This is a genomic window from Nonomuraea fastidiosa, assembly GCF_042751225.1.
Classification (GTDB): Bacteria; Actinomycetota; Actinomycetes; order Streptosporangiales; family Streptosporangiaceae; genus Nonomuraea; species Nonomuraea fastidiosa.
This window is the reverse complement of record NZ_CP170570.1, coordinates 4,629,824-4,645,357: the sequence shown is the minus strand read 5'-3', so window position 1 is coordinate 4,645,357 and position 15,534 is coordinate 4,629,824. Positions and strand designations below refer to the sequence as shown.

The following is a 15,534-nucleotide window of genomic DNA, read 5'->3' as shown; positions in this document are numbered from 1 at the left end:
CTGCCCGGAGCAGCGTGGTGATCCGCGCAACCTGTTGATGCGCAGCAGATGGCCGAACCTCAGCAAGCAGCGCCGTCACCGGCTGATACGCAGCAGAGGGCCGGTCACGGCAAGCGGCGCCGTCACCGGCGCGTCTGACCGAGACCCAGCGGGCCGCCCCATCGGACCATCGGCTACCGGAGTGCCCGGAGGGTCACTTGGCCGCCTGGTTGATGCGCAGCATGTTGCCCGCCGGGTCGCGGACGGCGAAGTCGCGTACGCCATAAGGCTGGTCGGTCGGCTCTTCCAGCACCTCGTAGCCGGCGTCCCTGATGCGCTCGAACGTCGCATCGCAGTCGTCGGTCTCGAAGATGACCGCGCGCAGCAGCCCCTTGGCGAGCAGCTCCGCCATGGCCTGCCGGTCGGCGGGCGAGGCGTCGGGGTCGGCGAGCGGCGGCTCCAGGACGATGTTGACGTCGGGCTGCGAGGGCGAGCCGAGCGTGATCCAGCGCATGCCCTCGAAACCGACGTCCTGGCGCACCTCCAGGCCGAGGCAGTCGCGGTAGAAGGCGAGCGCCTTGTCGTGGTCGTCGACCGCGATGAAGCAGGTGTTGAGTCGGATGTCCATGCCGGTCACGTTACGTGTCGGGACGCTGTCTTCGCCGCCTGACGCCGCACCGGCCGGGAATACTTCTTCGCGTAACAGGACGGGATGGCGGCCGCCTCGTGGTGGTCACGGGCGCGGTAGGCGCTCGGGCTCTCGCCGACCAGCTCGGTGAAGCGGGAGCTGAACGAGCCCAGCGACGTACAGCCGACCGCGAAGCACACCTCGGTCACCGTCATGTCGCCGCGCCGCAGCAGCGCCTTGGCCCGCTCGATGCGGCGCGTCATGAGGTAGCTGTAGGGCGTCTCCCCGAACGCCGCACGGAAGCTGCGCGAGAAGTGCCCGGGCGACATGAGGGCGACGCGAGCCAGCGCGGGCACGTCGAGCGGCTCGGCATAGTCGCGATTGATCACATCGCGTGCTCGCCGCAGCCTGACCAGGTCCTCAAGCGTCACGTCCCCAGCATGGCACACCCCACCGACAATCCCCCGCCCCCGGCTCAGCCACGCACGCCCCGCCCTTCACTCGCCTGGTCACGGCGGCGGCGCACCCTTCTGCACGCACACCCGGTCACCCGCTGCGCCACTGTCCACCTGGATCGGCACGGCCGGGCAGCGCTCCGCCTCGCACTCGGCCGGCCCGGTCACCGCACGGCTTCACGCACGTCAGGCCGGTCGTCGCGCGAGCCCGCACGCGCCTGAGAGCCGGTCCCCTCGCGAGCCCGCACGCACCTGAGAGCCGGTCCCCTCGCGAGCCCGCACGCGCCTGAGAGCCGGTCCCCTCGCGAGCCCGCACGCACCTGAGAGCCGGTCCCCTCGCGAGCCCGCACGCGCCTGAGGGCCGGTCCCCTCGCGAGCCCGCACGCACCTGAGGGCCGGTCCCCTCGCGAGCCCGCACGCGCCTGAGGGCCGGTCCCCTCGCGAGCCCGCACGCGCCTGAGAGCCGGTCGCCGCGCGAGCCCTTACACATGGCAAGGCCGGTCGCCGCGCAGATGCGCGCGTGCGACGTACCTGACCTCAGGGCCGGTGGTTGCGCAGCTCCGTGCGGAGGAACTCCGTGACCGCCGCGTTGAACGCCTCCGGCTGCTCGACCGCCGTAAGGTGCCCCGCCTTGGGGATGACCTCCAACCGGCCGTCGGGCGCGGCCTTGGCCATGGCGGCGGCGTCGGAGGGCGGCGAGAGCTCGTCCTCCTCCCCCACGATGACCAGCAGCGGCACCTTGAGCGCGGCCAGCGTGTCGGAGGAGTCGGGCCGGGCCGCCATCGCGCGCTGCGCCCAGGCGGCCGCGCCGGGAGGCGCCGACTGCACGAGCCCCTTGACCCGGCCGAACACCATGGCCCTGCGTTCCTTGGTCGTCGGCCCGATGAGCCCGGGCAGGACCTCGCGCACCAGCACCTCGCTGCCGGAGGCGAGCACGGCCTGGGCGATGCGTTCTCTGTTCTCCCTCGCCTGTGGCGGGTCCGGGCTGGCCTTGGTGTCGGCCAGGATGACGCCGAGCACCCGGTCGGGGTGCCGCCTGCAGAACGCCATGGTCACGTAGCCGCCCATCGACAGCCCGCCGATCACGGCCTTGTCGATGCCCTCGTCGTCGAGCAGCGCGGCGACGTCGTCGGCCATCAGGTCGAGTGACGGCTCATCGTCGCCCAGCCGCGACCCGCCGAAGCCGCGCAGGTCGGGCGTGATGACGTGGCAGACCCTGGCCAGTCCTTCCCGCTGGGCCAGCCACATGGCCGACGAGAGCGGGAATGCGTGAAGCAGCACAAGCGGGATCCCGGTCCCGGCCGATCTCGTGTAGAGCTGCACGGACCTCACGGTAACGCGGTTCACGGCGACATTCACTCAATGGCCCAAGCTGAATATCGCGCTAAATGTCGCACACGGCTAATGTCCGCCCTAAAACTGGCATTGCTCGGCGATTAAATCACCCGCACCATCCCACTCCGACCGCCCCCGGTTTTCGGGTTCCCAGTGCTCGATGCCGATATTCGGTGCTCGGTCCCGGGCCTCCCGCTTCCGGTTCTCGATGGCCGGGGCCTCCCGCTCCCGGTTTCCGACGGCCGGGGCCTCCCCCTCCCGGTTCCCGACGGCCGGCGCCTCCCGCTCCCGGTTTCCCACGTCCAGGGGCCTCCCCCTCCCGGTTCCCGACGTCCAGGGTTCCAGCTTCCGGCTCGCGGGCTTGCGGCTTGCGGCTTGCGGCTTCCGGCTCCCGGGGGACTCCCCGGTGCGGGAGCGTCCCCTTCCCGGGGCCGCCGACGGCGACAGGGCCGGAGACGGCGACGCCCGGCACCGGGAGGTACTTCGGTGCCGGGCGTCGCCGTCGTTCACGGCCGCTGCCGGGGCGGGCGGGCCGCGACCGCGGTCACCGCTCGCGCCCCAGCGGTCACTGCGCGGCGAGCTGAGCGATCTGCTCGGCGCTCAGCGCGGAGTCGTAGACGCGGACGTCGTCCACGGCCCCGGGCCAGTACCCGGTGAACGCGCCCTCCGCCTTCGTCCGGCCGAGCTGCAGCGGCCCCGTGGCGTTCCAGGTGCTCACGTGGTCCACGACGGTGCTGGATGCGAGCCGGCCGTTGACGTAGATGCGGAGCTGCCCGGCGAGTGCGTCGTACACGCCGGCCAGGTGCGTCCATTCCAGCGGGGTGGGGATGGCGTCGGACCTCGTCCGTACGACCGATGCCGCGTCGGTGTCGGCGGTGGCCATGCCGAACACCCACCTGCCCTGCTCCTGGTCGAAGCCGAGCTGGAACCCGGCGGCCCGGTCACCGGCCTGGGCGACGGCGGTGGTGTCGGCGGTGGGCAGGTGGTCGAGCTGGGTCCAGGCGGTGACGGTGAAGCTGTTCCTGGTGTCGGCCACGGGGCCGCCGGTCTGGGCGTGGCCGTCCACACCGTCGAGGGCGAGCGCTCCGTCCAGCCATCCGTACGTCCACGAGGCGGCTCCGGACAGCGTCGCGGCGGTCGCCCGGCCCGAGGAGTCGGCCGCCGTGGTGCCGGACTCCTCGTCCAGCTTCCAGTGTCCGACCAGCGTGGCAGCGCTGTGGACCAGATCGGCGACCTCGTCGGCGAACAGCGCGCGGTCGTACACGCGCACCTCGTCGACGTCTCCTGGCCAGTTGCCCGAAGCCGCCCCGGCGACCTTTCCGCGGCCGATCGTCAGGGGGCCTGTGGCGTTCCATGTGGTGGTGACGGCAGCGGTGCCTTCGCGCCTGCCGTTCACGTAGAGGGTGATCCGGCCTGCCGCCGCGTCGTAGACGCCGACCAGGTGGGTCCATTCGCCGACGCGCGGCGCGGCGGACGACAGGGCCCGCACGGCCGGGGCGGAGTCGGCGTCGGCTTCGGTCATGGTCAGCGCCCAGCGGTCGTCTGCCTTGACGTACTGCAGGGCGAACGCGCCGGTGGCGGAGCCCTCCTGGGTGATGAGGGTGGCGTCGCCGTCGGTGGCGGTCAGCCGGGCCCATGCGGCGACGGTGAAGTTGCGCCTGGTGTCGACGATCGGCCCTGACGTCTGCGCGTAGGCGTCGGCCAGCCTGATCGCGCCGCCCGTACGGCCGGAGGTCCAGGTGGCGCCGTGCAGCGTGGCCGGGTGGGCGCCGCTCACGTCGGCGGCCGTGCCGCCCTGGCCTTCGTCCATCTTCCAGTGCGCGGCGGGAGCGCGTCCCGCGTTGACGTTGAAGACGTAGGTGCGGATGGGCCCGAGCTGGCCGGCGCGGTCCTTGCTGCGTACGGAGAGCACGTTGGGCCCGTCGTGCGACGGCGTGATCCGGATCGTGGCCGTGCCGTCGGCGCCGGCCGACACCTCGGTCGTCGGCGTGGTGTCCAGGCCGTAGAGGTAGGAGACGACATCGGTGACGCCGTTGGGGTCGAAAGTGAAGGTGCCCGCCAGGCCGACGCCGTCGCTCCAGGCGTTCTCCTCGAACTCGGGCGAGCTCACGACCGGTTCCTTACCGGGGGCGCTGGCGTCCACGGTGGCCTCGCACCACGGGCTCCACTCGCTGTTGGCGGTGCCGTCCTCGGCCCGTGCCCGCCAGCGCAGCAGCGCGCCGTCGGCGTAGTAGGCCTGCGGGATCGAGACGCTGAACGCGGTGCCCGACGACCCCTCCGGAGTGGTGTAGTCGCCGATCTTGTTGCCGTCCCCGTCGAACCACTGGAAGCGAGCCTTGAGCGTGTTGTCGACGTCCTTCAGCCTGGCCCACAGCCTGGGTGCGGGGGTGCTGATGACGGGCCGGTCGTCACCGGAGACGCAGGGGCCGCCCGGGTCGGACCAGACGTCGGCCGCGGACGGGTCGTCGGGGAAGGAGTTGTACTCGATGACCAGGCTCGGGTTGTTCTTGAACTTCTTCCACGCGTAGACGTCGGACTCGCTGGTGGCACGCAGGCCGATGGTGACGTTCGGCCAGTTCAGCGCGGCGGCCTGGATGACCTGTGGGGTGACGTCGAACTCCACGCCGCCGGGCAGGCAGCTCGAACCCCAGCCCTTGGCGACGTTCTTGGTGTCCAGCAGGGTGACCCAGTCGGGCTGGTTCTTCCAGGTGGTGGACTTGCTGATCTTGCCGGTGGCCCACGCCTCGACCTTGCGGGCGCTGCAGGAGTACGACCACGTCTCGTACGTGCGCAGCGTCGCCTTCATGATCTGCTTGCCGTGGATGGCCGAGCCGGTGTTCATCTGGAAGAACGAGCGGTTCGTCTGCGACTCGACGTGCCCCACCCTGGCGACGTCGCTGGAGTTGAGGTAGTTGGAGTTGGGCCAGTTGCTCCACACGGCCGTCCAGGCGTTGCGCGCGGCCGAGAAGTACGGGTCGAGGTAGACGGGGAACTTCGTGCCGGGGTCGGTCAGCATCTCGCGGTCCGGCCGCAGCCGCAGCTTCTTGCCCGCCAGCTCCACGCCCATGGTGGCCTCGCGGGCCTCGGGCGAGCGGCCTTCCTTGAGCGCCTGCTGACTGGTGACGCCCTTGGAGTCCCACATCTTCGGCGTGGGCGCGATGAACAGCGTGCCGCCGCCCTTGTCGGTGGCCTCCAGATTGCCCGCCTTGTCGATCTCCAGGTTCAGGCCCTTGGCGGAGAGCGGGTAGGACAGCTCGGTCAGCTTTTCGGCGGCCTGCCGCGACTTGACGACCAGCAGGTGGGAGAAGCCGTCCACGTCGGCGGTGACCTGGAGGTCCACGCCGGGCATGACGTCGGCGTAGGTGGCGGTGTCGCCGTTCAGCGTGGGTTTGGGGAGCGGGCCCGTCCAGCCCAGCTCCATCGACTTGGCGCCGCGCGAGAGGCGGGCGAGCGGGGCGTCTCCGCCGCCGGAGAACGTCAGATCGACGGCGGCGGCGACCGGCTCCACCGCACCGTCGGGACGCAGGCGCAGCGTGGTGTCCACGGGCACCCAGCGGTCGTCCTTGCGGACGCGGACCGGGCGCACGTTCAGCTCCATCTTCATGGTGCCGTTCGGCTGGGCGAAGACCGTACGGATCTCGCTGCGCAGCGTCTCCACCTCGACCGGCTGCCCGGTGTCACGGGCCTTGGCGAGCGCCGCGCGTTCGGAGTTCTCCGGCCCTGCGACGGGCGCCGGCTCCGCCGGGCCGCCGGGCCTGGACGCGGCACCTGTTCGGCCTCCGATGGAGGCGCTGCCGCCAAAGTCGTGATCGATAACGCCGCCGCCACCAGCCCGTGCACTACTCGCATTCGCGCCTCGCCCACGCTGAGCAGGGATTACGCGCGGACGATGAACGTCGCCCGGCGTCTCCGCGATCTTCAATTGACGATCGGATTCTCGCCCGCGACGATCGCGAAGGCCAGAGTTCTGCTCATAATGCTCAAGAAATTCTTCAGCGCAGGCGGGCGCGACGGAGAGATTCGCCAGACCCCGGTGAGCAGGGCGCCCGCAGCCGGACACGACAGCGAGACTCACCAGACCCCGCTGAGCAGGGCGCCCGCAGCCGGACACGACAGCGAGACTCACCAGACCCCGCTGAGCAGGGCGCCCGCGGCCGGGCACGGCGGCGAGGCTCGTCAGATCTCGGTGGGGAGCGGCGCCGCGGCCGGGTTGACGCGCTTGACGATCTCGTTGAGCACGATCCGTACGTACGGCTCGCCCACCCACAGATGCTTGGCCCCGTCGACGCCGATGACCTCGGCCTGCGGCACCCGGGCGAACCTGGCCTTGGCCTCGTCGGGCCGCAGGTAGTCGTCGAACTCCGGCACCAGCACCACCAGCGGCCTGCCGAACTCCGCCCACGCGTCGAGGTCGGCGTCGGTGGCCCTGTGCAGCGGGGGCGACAGCAGGATCGCGCCTTCCACCAGCGGGTCGTGCGCCCACTTCAGCGCCAGCTCGGTCCCGAACGACCAGCCGACCACCCACACCCTGGGCAGGTCGTGGAACTCGGCGTACTCCAGGGCCGCGGCCACGTCGAACCGCTCCCCCTCGCCGCCGTCGAACGCGCCCTCAGAGGTGCCGCGCTCTGAGGAGGTGCCGCGCGTGTTGAAGCGCAGCACGGCCAGGTCGGCCAGGGCGGGCAGCCGGTTGGCCGCCTTCTTGTAGACGTGGCTGTCCATGAACCCGCCGTGGGTGGGCAGCGGGTGCAGGGTGACCAGCGTGGCCACCGGCGGCTTGTCGAGGGGCTGGGCCAGCTCGCCGACCAGGGTCAGGCCGTCGGCCGTGTGCAGCTCGATCGGCTCGCGCCGGGCGGGCAGCACGGTCGCCGCGCGAATCTCCACCATCGATCCCTTCAGTAACGCGTGCGGCCCGGGCCGCGGTCGAGTCTCTTACGCCAGCAGGCCTGGTGCCAGTGGCGGCGCTCCTCGTCGCCGCCCGGCCAGTTGGGCCAGGCCACCAGGTGGGGCTGCCCGCTGCGGATCTCCTGGTCGCAGCCGGGGCAGCGGTAGTTCTTCGTGGAGGTGGCGCCGGTGAGCATGCGGACCTTCCACTCTCCGTCGGGCCACTCCTCCACCTTGTCGATCCCGGTCGGGAAGGAGAACGGACGGGTGGACTCCCTGCGGCGGGCGCGGCGGGGGCTCATGAGCGGGGGAACGCGCTCGCGCCGGCGACGACGAGCTGGTCGAGCAGGGGGGCGGGGGCGAAGGCGGGCTCGCGGTATTCGGCGTAGAGCGCGCGCAGCCCGTCGCGTACGCGCTCCAGCCCCATGGCCTCCAGCGTCTCGAAGGGCCCGGCGGGGTAGCCGCAGCCCAGCCGCATCGCGGTGTCGATGTCGGCGACGGAGGCGTAGCCGGCGTCGTACATGCGGACGGCGTCGTTGAGGTACGGCAGCAGCAGCGCGTCGGCGACGAACCCGGCGCGGTCCTTACACGGCACGGGCGTGATGCCCAGCACCTTCATCAGGTCGGACGCGGCGGCCACGGCCTCCTGCGAGGTGAGCGCGGTGACGGCCAGCTCGGCCACCCGGTCGCCGTGCAGCCGCACCCCGACCAGCTTCGCCGGGTCGCGCAGGCGTACGGCGTGCTCGACCACCGGCCGGTCGCCCAGCCGCAGCACGACGTCGGCGGCCTCGCCCGAGCGCTTGAACCCGGCCGCATCGAGCCGCCCGGCCAGCTCGTCGGCCCCCGGCCCGGCCACGTCGAACGTCCTCACCCCCGAGCTCCGCGCGTCCTGCGGTTGCGGCGGCTCTCCGGTGTAGAAGCCGCCTTGCGACTTGCGGCCCAGCCGCCCGGCCGTGACCAGCTCGCGCAGCAGGGGCGACGGCGCGTGCCGCCGGTCGCGGGTCTCGTCGTAGAGGACTTCCATGATCTCGTACGCGGTGTCGAGCCCGATGAGGTCGAGCAGCTCGAACGGCCCCATCGGCAGCCCGGCGCCCTGGCGCATCACGGCGTCGATGCCGTCACGCGTGGCCACGCCCAGCTCCAGCAGCACGGCGGCGTGGTTGAGATAGGGCAGCAGCAGCCGGTTGGCCACGAACCCGGCCCGGTCGCCCACGGTCACCGCGGTCTTGCCGAGCCGTTCGGCGAGCCCCTCGACCGCGCCGACGACGCCGGGGTCGCTCAGCACGGTGCGCACCACCTCGACCAGCCGCATGACCGGCGCGGGGTTGAAGAAGTGCAGGCCGACCACCCGGCCAGGCCGCCCGGTGGCGGCGGCGATCGCGGTGACCGGCAGCGACGAGGTGTTGGTGGCGAGCACGGTCTCGGGCTTGCAGATGCGGTCGAGGTCGGCGAACAGCCTGAGCTTGAGCTCCAGGTGCTCGGGGATGGCCTCGACGACGAGGTCCGCCTCGCGCAGGTCCTCCCTGGAGGTGGTCAGCGTGACGCGGCCGAGGATGGCCTCGCGCTCCTGCGCGGTGAGCCTGCCCTTGTCGAGCGCCCGCGCCGTGGACTTCTCCAGCAGGGAACGGCCTCTCGCCAGGGCCTCGGCGTCGGCCTCGACGCCGAGCACGCGCAGCCCGGCTCGTGCGAACACCTCCGCGATGCCGGCCCCCATCGTGCCGAGGCCGACGACACCCACCCGTTCGAACGCCATGCGTCCAGTTTTCCAGAGGCATTAAGGTGGACGGTCATGCGGCTGGTCATCGCGCGATGCAGCGTGGATTACATCGGACGGCTCACGGCACATCTGCCCATGGCGCCCAGGCTGGTGCTCATCAAGGCCGACGGCAGCGTGAGCATTCACGCCGACGACCGCGCGTACAAGCCGCTCAACTGGATGAACCCGCCGTGCAAGCTCAAAGAGGACGGCGACACCTGGACGGTCACCCACGGCAAGACCGGCGAGAAGCTGGTGCTGACGATGGCCGAGATCCTCCACGACTCCTCCCACGAGCTGGGCGTCGACCCCGGCCTGATCAAGGACGGCGTCGAGGCGCACCTCCAGGAGCTGCTGGCCGAGCACATCACGACGCTGGGCCCCGGCTACACGCTGATCCGCCGCGAGTACATGACGGCCATCGGCCCGGTCGACATCCTGTGCCGCGACGCCTCGGGCGCGACGGTGGCGGTGGAGATCAAGCGCCGAGGCGAGATCGACGGGGTCGAGCAGCTCACCCGCTACCTGGAGCTGCTCAACCGCGATCCGATCCTGGCCCCCGTACGCGGGATCTTCGCGGCCCAGGAGATCAAGCCGCAGGCCCGGGTGCTGGCCGCCGATCGCGGCATCGACTGCGTCACGCTCGACTACGACGCGCTGCGCGGCATCGAGCCGGAGAACCCGACCCTGTTCTGAACCCGCTGCGCGGCGCTGCATGCCGCGCTGCGGCCCGAACGGCCTCCTTGGGGCCTTGATGGTCGCGGCGGCCGCGCCGGCTCCTCTAGGGACGCCTCGGACAAGTCTGGTAAGCGGTGCCTTACCGGTCTATCGTGACGCCATGAGCACCGTGACGTTCGACTCACTCAACCCGGCGACCGGCGCGGTCGTCGGCACCCACCCCAAGGCGAGCCCTGAGGCCGTTCACGAGGCGGTGGGCCGGGCGGAGACGGCCGCCGCGTGGTGGGGCGCGCTGGGCCACGCCGAGCGCAAGCGCCGGCTGCTCGACTACAAGGCGGTGCTCACCCAGCACATCAGGGAGCTGGCCGCGCTCGTGCACGAGGAGAACGGCAAGCCGGTGGGCGACGCCACGCTGGAGCTGGTCCTCGCGATCACCCACCTCGACTGGGCGGCGCGCAACGCCGCCAAGGTGCTCGGCCGCCGCCGCGTCAACACCGGCATGATCGGCCTCAACCTGGCCGCCACCCTCGAATACCTGCCGCTCGGCGTCGTCGGCGTCATCGGGCCGTGGAACTACCCCGTCTTCACCCCCATGGGCTCCATCGCGTACGCGCTGGCGGCCGGCAACGCCGTGGTGTTCAAGCCGAGCGAGCTGACCCCCGGCATCGGCGTGCGGCTGGCCGAGCTGTTCAAGGAGTCGGTCCCCGAGCACGAGGTGTTCCAGACCATCACCGGCCTGGGCGAGACGGGCGCGGCACTGGCCGGCGACCCCCGGGTGAAGAAGGTGGCCTTCACCGGCTCGACCGCCACGGCCAAGCGGGTGATGGCCGCCTGCGCCGAGAACCTCACCCCGATCGTGGCCGAGTGCGGCGGCAAGGACGCCTTCATCGTGGACGCCGACGCCGACCTCGCCGCCGCCGCGGACGCCTGCCTGTGGGGCGCGATGTCGAACGCCGGGCAGACCTGCGTGGGCGTGGAGCGGGTCTACGTGGTGGACGCCGTCTACGACGGCTTCATGCGCGAGCTGACCGAGCGGGCGGCCAGGCTCAAGGCCGGCGAGGACTACGGCCCGATCACCATGCCGGGCCAGGTGGAGATCATCAAGCGGCACATCGACGACGCCACCAAGGCGGGCAAGGCGGTCACCGGCGGCCCCGACGCGGTCCGGCCGCCCTACGTCGATCCTGTGATCGTCGAAGACGTGCCCGAGGACTCGCCGGCGGTGCGTGAGGAGACGTTCGGCCCGACCATCACCGTGCGCCGCACCCGCGACGCGCAGGAGGCGCTCGAGCTGGCCAACGCCTCGGCGTACGGGCTGGGCGGCACGATCTTCAGCCGCAACGCCCGCCGCGCCACCGAGCTGGCCCGGCTGATGCGCAGCGGCATGACGGCGATCAACTCGGTCATCTCCTTCGCCGGGGTGCCCGCGCTGCCGTTCGGCGGGGTCGGCGATTCGGGGTTCGGCCGCATCCACGGGGCCGACGGATTGCGGGAGTTCGCCAGGCCGAAGGCCATCTCGCGGCAGCGCTTCGCGATGCCCGGGATGAACCTCACGTCGTTCAATCGGGGGCCCGAAGAACTTGAGCGGCTGGTCAGACTTATCACGTTCTTGCACGGAAGACGCAAAAGGTAATCTTCTTGCCCTTTTCCTTAGGCGATCATCCGCCCATAATTGTGTGCTCTGGGGGCCACGATCATGTTGGACGGGTGGAATGTGAACCGGTCTTACCGGGGAATGTCGGCTGAGCAAAGGCTGGCAGACAGACGAGAGCGGCTGATGACGGCCGCGTACACGCTATACGCGAAGCCCGGATTCGCGTCGACGACGATCGAAAGGCTGTGTTCGGAGGCCAGGATCTCCAACCGGGCCTTCTACGAATGTTTCGGCGGCCGCGAAGAGCTGCTGCAGGCGCTGCATGAGCGCTGCGTGGACGAGAGCCTGGCCGTCGTCGCGAAGGCCGTGCAGGAGGCCCCTGCGACGCTCGACGGCAGGATCAAGGCCGGCATTCGCGCATATATCGAGTTCGCCACGGCCGACTGGCGGCGGGCGCGGATCATGCATGTCGAGGTACGCCGATCCGGCGACGTTCTGGCGATGTCGCGGCAGCGCGCCATCGACGCCTTCGCCCGGATCGTGGAGGACGCCTCAGCCGATTTCCCGCTCGCCACGGGCCTCAATCGCCGGCTGGTGGCGCTGGGCGCCATAGGGGCCTTACAAGAGCTGCTCATCGAATGGCTGCTGGGCGACGATAAGCCGGACATCGACGAACTCGTGGACGTCGCGGTGCACATCTTCAACCGCGCGCTCGGCCCCGCCTGATCGCCTCAATACCATGCACATTTCGCTGGAGAGCGGCCCGGCCGAAAACTCGATTTCGTGAAAGCAAAAAGAGCGGGCGACGGCTGATCGTCGCCCGCTCTCCGATATGACACCTCAGGCCACCGCGGCCGCCGGAACCTCCACGTTCAGCACCCGATTCAGCCGGGTCACCGCCAGGATCCGCATGATCCGCGGGGGCACCCCCCGAAGAACGAGGCGGCGTCGCACGCTGATCGCGCGCCGATGAGCGCCCACGAGCACACCGAGCCCGGTCGCGTCGATCATCTCCAGCTTCGAAAGATCGAGAATCAGATCCCCTTCGCCGGAGTCGAGCGCCTCGTGCAGGCGCTCGCGCACCCCTGCCGACGTGCCGGCGTCGAGCCGGGCGCCGATCATCGCCACCTGGGACCCCGGATTGCCCCGGACGCGCATGCCACCTCCTCAGTCACGCACTCGGCGTGGTCACAGCGCTGCGGACAGCGCTTGACGAGGTAAAACCTCTGACCTTCCCCTACCCAGCCATCGGGAGTGACACGACCGCGCGGAGCAGGAAATGTCCGTCTTCGGTCGGCTGGGCCGTCATCGAGCCCCCGACGGCCGCCAGCCGCTCGCTCAGCCCTGCCAGACCGCTGCCCAGATCGGCCGCCTTCCTGCGCGCCACCCCGTCGTTGCGCACGGTCAGCTCGGCCTCGTCCGCGGTGAACCGGAAGGAGATGTCGCAGAATGTCGCCGTGCTGTGCTTGAGCACGTTCGTCACCGCCTCGCGCACCGCGAAGGCGAACACCGGCGCCACGCCGTCCGGCATCTCGCGGTGGGGCAGGCCCACCTCGCAGCGGACCCCCGCCGCTTCGAGCACACTCTTCACGCTATTCAGCTCGGCGGCCAAGTCAAGCTCGCGCAGCCCGCGTACGGCCTGCCGCACCTCCTTGAGCGCCTTCCTGGTCAGCGCGTTCACCTCGGCCATCTCGGCCCTGGCCGCCTCGGTGTCCTTATCCGACAGCCGTACCGCGAGCTCGGTCTTGACCGCGATGGCCGAGAGCTGGTGTCCCACGAGGTCGTGCACCTCGCGGGAGGAACGCAGCCGCTCCTCGGCCAGCGCCAGCCGCGTGCCCGCCTCGCCGGCCCGGTGCGCCTCCACGGCGAGCCTGCGCAGCAGCGCGGCCGCCCCCAGCAGGCACAGGAGCAGCACGCCCCATCCCAGGGGATCCGTCCCGCCCGCGAGCGCCGTGGCCACGACGAGGACCGCAGCCGCCACCACCCGCCAGGCGGGGTAGCGGCGGCGGTCCAGCAGCTCGTCCACGACCTGCCAGGCCATCCAGGTGGAGCCGGCCGCGGTGACCGCCCCGAGCAGCGCCCGCCACAGGGCGATCCGGCCGTCGGCGGGGTCTGCGACCACGCTCAGCGCGATGAGGGCCCAGCCGGCGAGGAGCCCGAACCCGAGCACCTTCCTGGCGGCCGACCGCGCGCGTTCTACCGTGTCCATCAGCGCGAGCGGAGGACTTCCATGAGCTTGAGCCGCGCCCCCGTCCGCAGCACCGCCCGCCGGTACACCGTCGCCCCGAAGGCCAGCACGGCCACCACGCCCGCCGCCATGAGCCCCATCGACACGAGCACCTGCCACAGCGGCACCTCGGTCGCGGCCATCCGTACCGGCATGATCATGGAGGAGAACGGCGGGAGGAACGACCCGACCGTGGCCAGCGTGCCCGTGGGCTCGTTGCCGGCGTAGAAGGCCACGAAGTACGTGCCCATGATGACCATGGTGAGCGGCGTCATCACGGTGTTGACCTCTTCCTGGCGCGAGACCAGCGAGCCCGAGGCCGCCGCCAGCGTGGCGAAGAAGGCGTAGCCGAGCACGAACCAGACCACGACCGCCACGACGAGCCCGGCCATGCCGGGCGGGAAGTCGGCCGACAGGCCCGAGGCCGCCGCCGCGCCCAGCCCGACGACGAGGATCGCCCCGAGGTTGATCAGGCCGACCACACCCAGACCGACGATCTTGCCGCCGAGCAGCTGCCACGGCCGCACCGAGGCCAGCAGGATCTCGACGATGCGGCTGCCCTTCTCCTCGACCACGCCCATGGCCACCATCACGACCTGACCGAAGATCATGAAGAAGAGCACGAAGACGAGGATCGTCGCGATGGCCGTCCTGGCCGCCTGATAGCGCGTGTCCGCGCCCACCGACTGCATCTGGAGCGGCTCGATGTGCACGCCGGCCGCGCCGAGCTTGACCTCCCGGTTCACGCTCTGCATGAGCACGCCGAGCTGCTGGTCGATCTCGCCGTCCGTGAGCACCTTGGTGCCGTTCACCAGCACCGCGTCCACGTCGCCGTCCAGCACGGCCTTCTTGGCCGCCGCCTCGTCGGGGAACTCGCGCCACTCGAACTCGATGTCCGGCGCCGCCTGATCCAGCGGGAGCCGCTGGGAGTTGACGGTGCCCAGCGCGTACGAGTCGCCGCCGCCGAACACCTTCGGCGCGAACGACAGCGCCCCCACCAGCACCACCGTGATCAGCAGGCCGATCACGAACGCCTTGCTCTTGACCTGGGTGCTGATCTCGCGCCCGGCGACCAGCATCAGTCCGTTCACGCCACGGCCTCCTTGAAGATCTCGGTGAGCGACGGCTGCTCGGCGCCGAAGCGCTCGACCTCGCCCGCCTTCATGGCCCGGCGCAGGATCTCCTGGCCGTCCACGCCGCTCGTACGCAGGGTGTGCCGGTCGCCGTCCACGGTGACCGTGCCGGGGATGCCGTCGGCCCAGCCGGGGGCCGGATCGCGGACGACCACCACCAGCGTTCCGCCCTCGGCGGCGCGCAGCTCCTCCACCGTCCCCGTGGCCACCATGCGGCCGCCCGAGACGATGCCCACCGAGTCGCACAGCCGCTCCACCAGTTCGAGCTGGTGACTGGAGAAGATCACCGGTACGCCGCTCCTGCACCGCTCCTGCAGCGCCGCGGCGAGCGCGTCCACCGCGATCGGGTCGAGCCCGGAGAACGGCTCGTCGAGGATCAGCACCTCGGGGTCGTGCACCAGTGCCACCGCGAGCTGCACGCGCTGCTGGTTGCCCAGCGACAGTGCCTGCACGGCGTCGTTCCTGCGCTCGGTCAGGCCGAGGCGTTCGAGCAGGTCGTCGGTGGCCTTCCTGGCGGCCGGGGCGCTCAGGCCGTGCAGCCGGCCGAAGTACTCGATCTGCTCGCCCACCCGCATCTTCTGGTACAGCCCGCGCTCCTCCGGCATGTAGCCGAAGCGCTGGCGGGCGTCGTAGGTGAGCGGCTTGCCCTGCCAGCTCACCGTGCCCGAGTCCGCCTGGAGCACGCCCATCACGATGCGCATCGTCGTGGTCTTGCCGGCGCCGTTCGCGCCGACGAAGCCGTACATCTCGCCGGGCCGCACGGTGAAGCTGATGCCGTCCAGGGCGAGCTTGCCGTCAGGGGCGCCGGCACCGCCCGAGAAGCGCTTGCGCAGCTCGCTGATCTCGAGCATCAGGTCATCTCCTTCGT

14 protein-coding genes are annotated in these 15,534 nt (G+C 71.1%); 3 read left to right on the top strand and 11 right to left on the bottom strand.

Features of this window, described 5'->3' with window-relative positions; genetic code table 11:
- Positions 1-193 precede the first annotated feature (193 nt).
- The 7 genes from ACFMQL_RS21630 to ACFMQL_RS21600 all read right to left on the bottom strand — a co-directional run bounded on the left by ACFMQL_RS21630 (position 194) and on the right by ACFMQL_RS21600 (position 9,031).
- Complete coding sequence (locus ACFMQL_RS21630; protein WP_364061021.1) at positions 194-607, bottom strand: VOC family protein; 414 nt, start codon at positions 605-607, stop codon at positions 194-196.
- A 5-nt stretch (positions 608-612) separates the two neighbouring features.
- Positions 613-1,038, bottom strand: coding sequence for a helix-turn-helix transcriptional regulator (locus ACFMQL_RS21625; protein WP_364061018.1), 426 nt, complete (start codon positions 1,036-1,038; stop codon positions 613-615).
- Positions 1,039-1,599: 561 nt separating this feature from the next.
- The gene (locus tag ACFMQL_RS21620; protein WP_364061015.1) at positions 1,600-2,343 is read right to left on the bottom strand and encodes an alpha/beta fold hydrolase; all 744 of its coding nucleotides are present in this window, start codon (positions 2,341-2,343) and stop codon (positions 1,600-1,602) included.
- Positions 2,344-2,962: 619 nt separating this feature from the next.
- Positions 2,963-6,055, bottom strand: coding sequence for a LamG-like jellyroll fold domain-containing protein (locus tag ACFMQL_RS21615; RefSeq protein WP_378786790.1), 3,093 nt, complete (start codon positions 6,053-6,055; stop codon positions 2,963-2,965).
- A gap of 518 nt (positions 6,056-6,573) precedes the next feature.
- On the bottom strand, positions 6,574-7,278 hold the full coding sequence (locus tag ACFMQL_RS21610) for an alpha/beta hydrolase (RefSeq protein WP_378790191.1): 705 nt from the start codon (positions 7,276-7,278) through the stop codon (positions 6,574-6,576).
- 11 nt (positions 7,279-7,289) lie between these two features.
- Complete coding sequence (locus ACFMQL_RS21605) at positions 7,290-7,580, bottom strand: ATP/GTP-binding protein (protein ID WP_364061009.1); 291 nt, start codon at positions 7,578-7,580, stop codon at positions 7,290-7,292.
- Positions 7,577-9,031, bottom strand: coding sequence for a 3-hydroxyacyl-CoA dehydrogenase family protein (locus tag ACFMQL_RS21600; protein ID WP_378786789.1), 1,455 nt, complete (start codon positions 9,029-9,031; stop codon positions 7,577-7,579). The genes ACFMQL_RS21605 and ACFMQL_RS21600 overlap by 4 nt, the downstream gene beginning before the upstream one ends.
- Before the next feature lie 36 nt (positions 9,032-9,067).
- On the opposite strand from ACFMQL_RS21600, the gene nucS reads away from it, so the two are divergent.
- The 3 genes from nucS to ACFMQL_RS21585 all read left to right on the top strand — a co-directional run bounded on the left by nucS (position 9,068) and on the right by ACFMQL_RS21585 (position 12,032).
- Positions 9,068-9,730, top strand: a complete 663-nt coding sequence (gene nucS / locus ACFMQL_RS21595; RefSeq protein WP_364061003.1) for an endonuclease NucS — start codon at positions 9,068-9,070, stop codon at positions 9,728-9,730.
- Positions 9,731-9,872: 142 nt separating this feature from the next.
- Entirely contained in the window at positions 9,873-11,345 is a 1,473-nt protein-coding gene (locus ACFMQL_RS21590) for an aldehyde dehydrogenase family protein (protein WP_364061000.1), read from the top strand.
- A 144-nt stretch (positions 11,346-11,489) separates the two neighbouring features.
- Positions 11,490-12,032, top strand: a complete 543-nt coding sequence (locus ACFMQL_RS21585; RefSeq protein ID WP_364060997.1) for a TetR/AcrR family transcriptional regulator — start codon at positions 11,490-11,492, stop codon at positions 12,030-12,032.
- 114 nt (positions 12,033-12,146) lie between these two features.
- Here the strand turns inward: ACFMQL_RS21585 and ACFMQL_RS21580 are convergent, their stop codons facing one another.
- The 4 genes from ACFMQL_RS21580 to ACFMQL_RS21565 all read right to left on the bottom strand — a co-directional run bounded on the left by ACFMQL_RS21580 (position 12,147) and on the right by ACFMQL_RS21565 (position 15,517).
- Positions 12,147-12,464, bottom strand: coding sequence for an STAS domain-containing protein (locus ACFMQL_RS21580; RefSeq protein WP_364060994.1), 318 nt, complete (start codon positions 12,462-12,464; stop codon positions 12,147-12,149).
- A 79-nt stretch (positions 12,465-12,543) separates the two neighbouring features.
- Entirely contained in the window at positions 12,544-13,515 is a 972-nt protein-coding gene (locus ACFMQL_RS21575; protein WP_364060991.1) for a histidine kinase, read from the bottom strand.
- Complete coding sequence (locus ACFMQL_RS21570) at positions 13,515-14,624, bottom strand: ABC transporter permease (RefSeq protein ID WP_364060988.1); 1,110 nt, start codon at positions 14,622-14,624, stop codon at positions 13,515-13,517. The genes ACFMQL_RS21575 and ACFMQL_RS21570 overlap by 1 nt, the downstream gene beginning before the upstream one ends.
- Complete coding sequence (locus ACFMQL_RS21565) at positions 14,621-15,517, bottom strand: ATP-binding cassette domain-containing protein (protein WP_364060985.1); 897 nt, start codon at positions 15,515-15,517, stop codon at positions 14,621-14,623. Before ACFMQL_RS21565 ends, ACFMQL_RS21570 begins: the two co-directional genes overlap by 4 nt.
- Between the last annotated feature and the right edge of the window lie 17 nt (positions 15,518-15,534).

What these genes read in the sequence shown, in the direction of transcription:
- ACFMQL_RS21630 (WP_364061021.1), bottom strand. Translation starts at nt 607, where the DNA reads ATGGACATCCGACTCAACACCTGCTTCATCGCGGTCGACGACCACGAC.
- ACFMQL_RS21605 (WP_364061009.1), bottom strand. Translation starts at nt 7,580, where the DNA reads ATGAGCCCCCGCCGCGCCCGCCGCAGGGAGTCCACCCGTCCGTTCTCC.
- ACFMQL_RS21600 (WP_378786789.1), bottom strand. Translation starts at nt 9,031, where the DNA reads ATGGCGTTCGAACGGGTGGGTGTCGTCGGCCTCGGCACGATGGGGGCC.
- nucS (WP_364061003.1), top strand. Translation starts at nt 9,068, where the DNA reads ATGCGGCTGGTCATCGCGCGATGCAGCGTGGATTACATCGGACGGCTC.
- ACFMQL_RS21590 (WP_364061000.1), top strand. Translation starts at nt 9,873, where the DNA reads ATGAGCACCGTGACGTTCGACTCACTCAACCCGGCGACCGGCGCGGTC.
- ACFMQL_RS21585 (WP_364060997.1), top strand. Translation starts at nt 11,490, where the DNA reads ATGACGGCCGCGTACACGCTATACGCGAAGCCCGGATTCGCGTCGACG.
- ACFMQL_RS21580 (WP_364060994.1), bottom strand. Translation starts at nt 12,464, where the DNA reads ATGCGCGTCCGGGGCAATCCGGGGTCCCAGGTGGCGATGATCGGCGCC.
- ACFMQL_RS21575 (WP_364060991.1), bottom strand. Translation starts at nt 13,515, where the DNA reads ATGGACACGGTAGAACGCGCGCGGTCGGCCGCCAGGAAGGTGCTCGGG.
- ACFMQL_RS21565 (WP_364060985.1), bottom strand. Translation starts at nt 15,517, where the DNA reads ATGCTCGAGATCAGCGAGCTGCGCAAGCGCTTCTCGGGCGGTGCCGGC.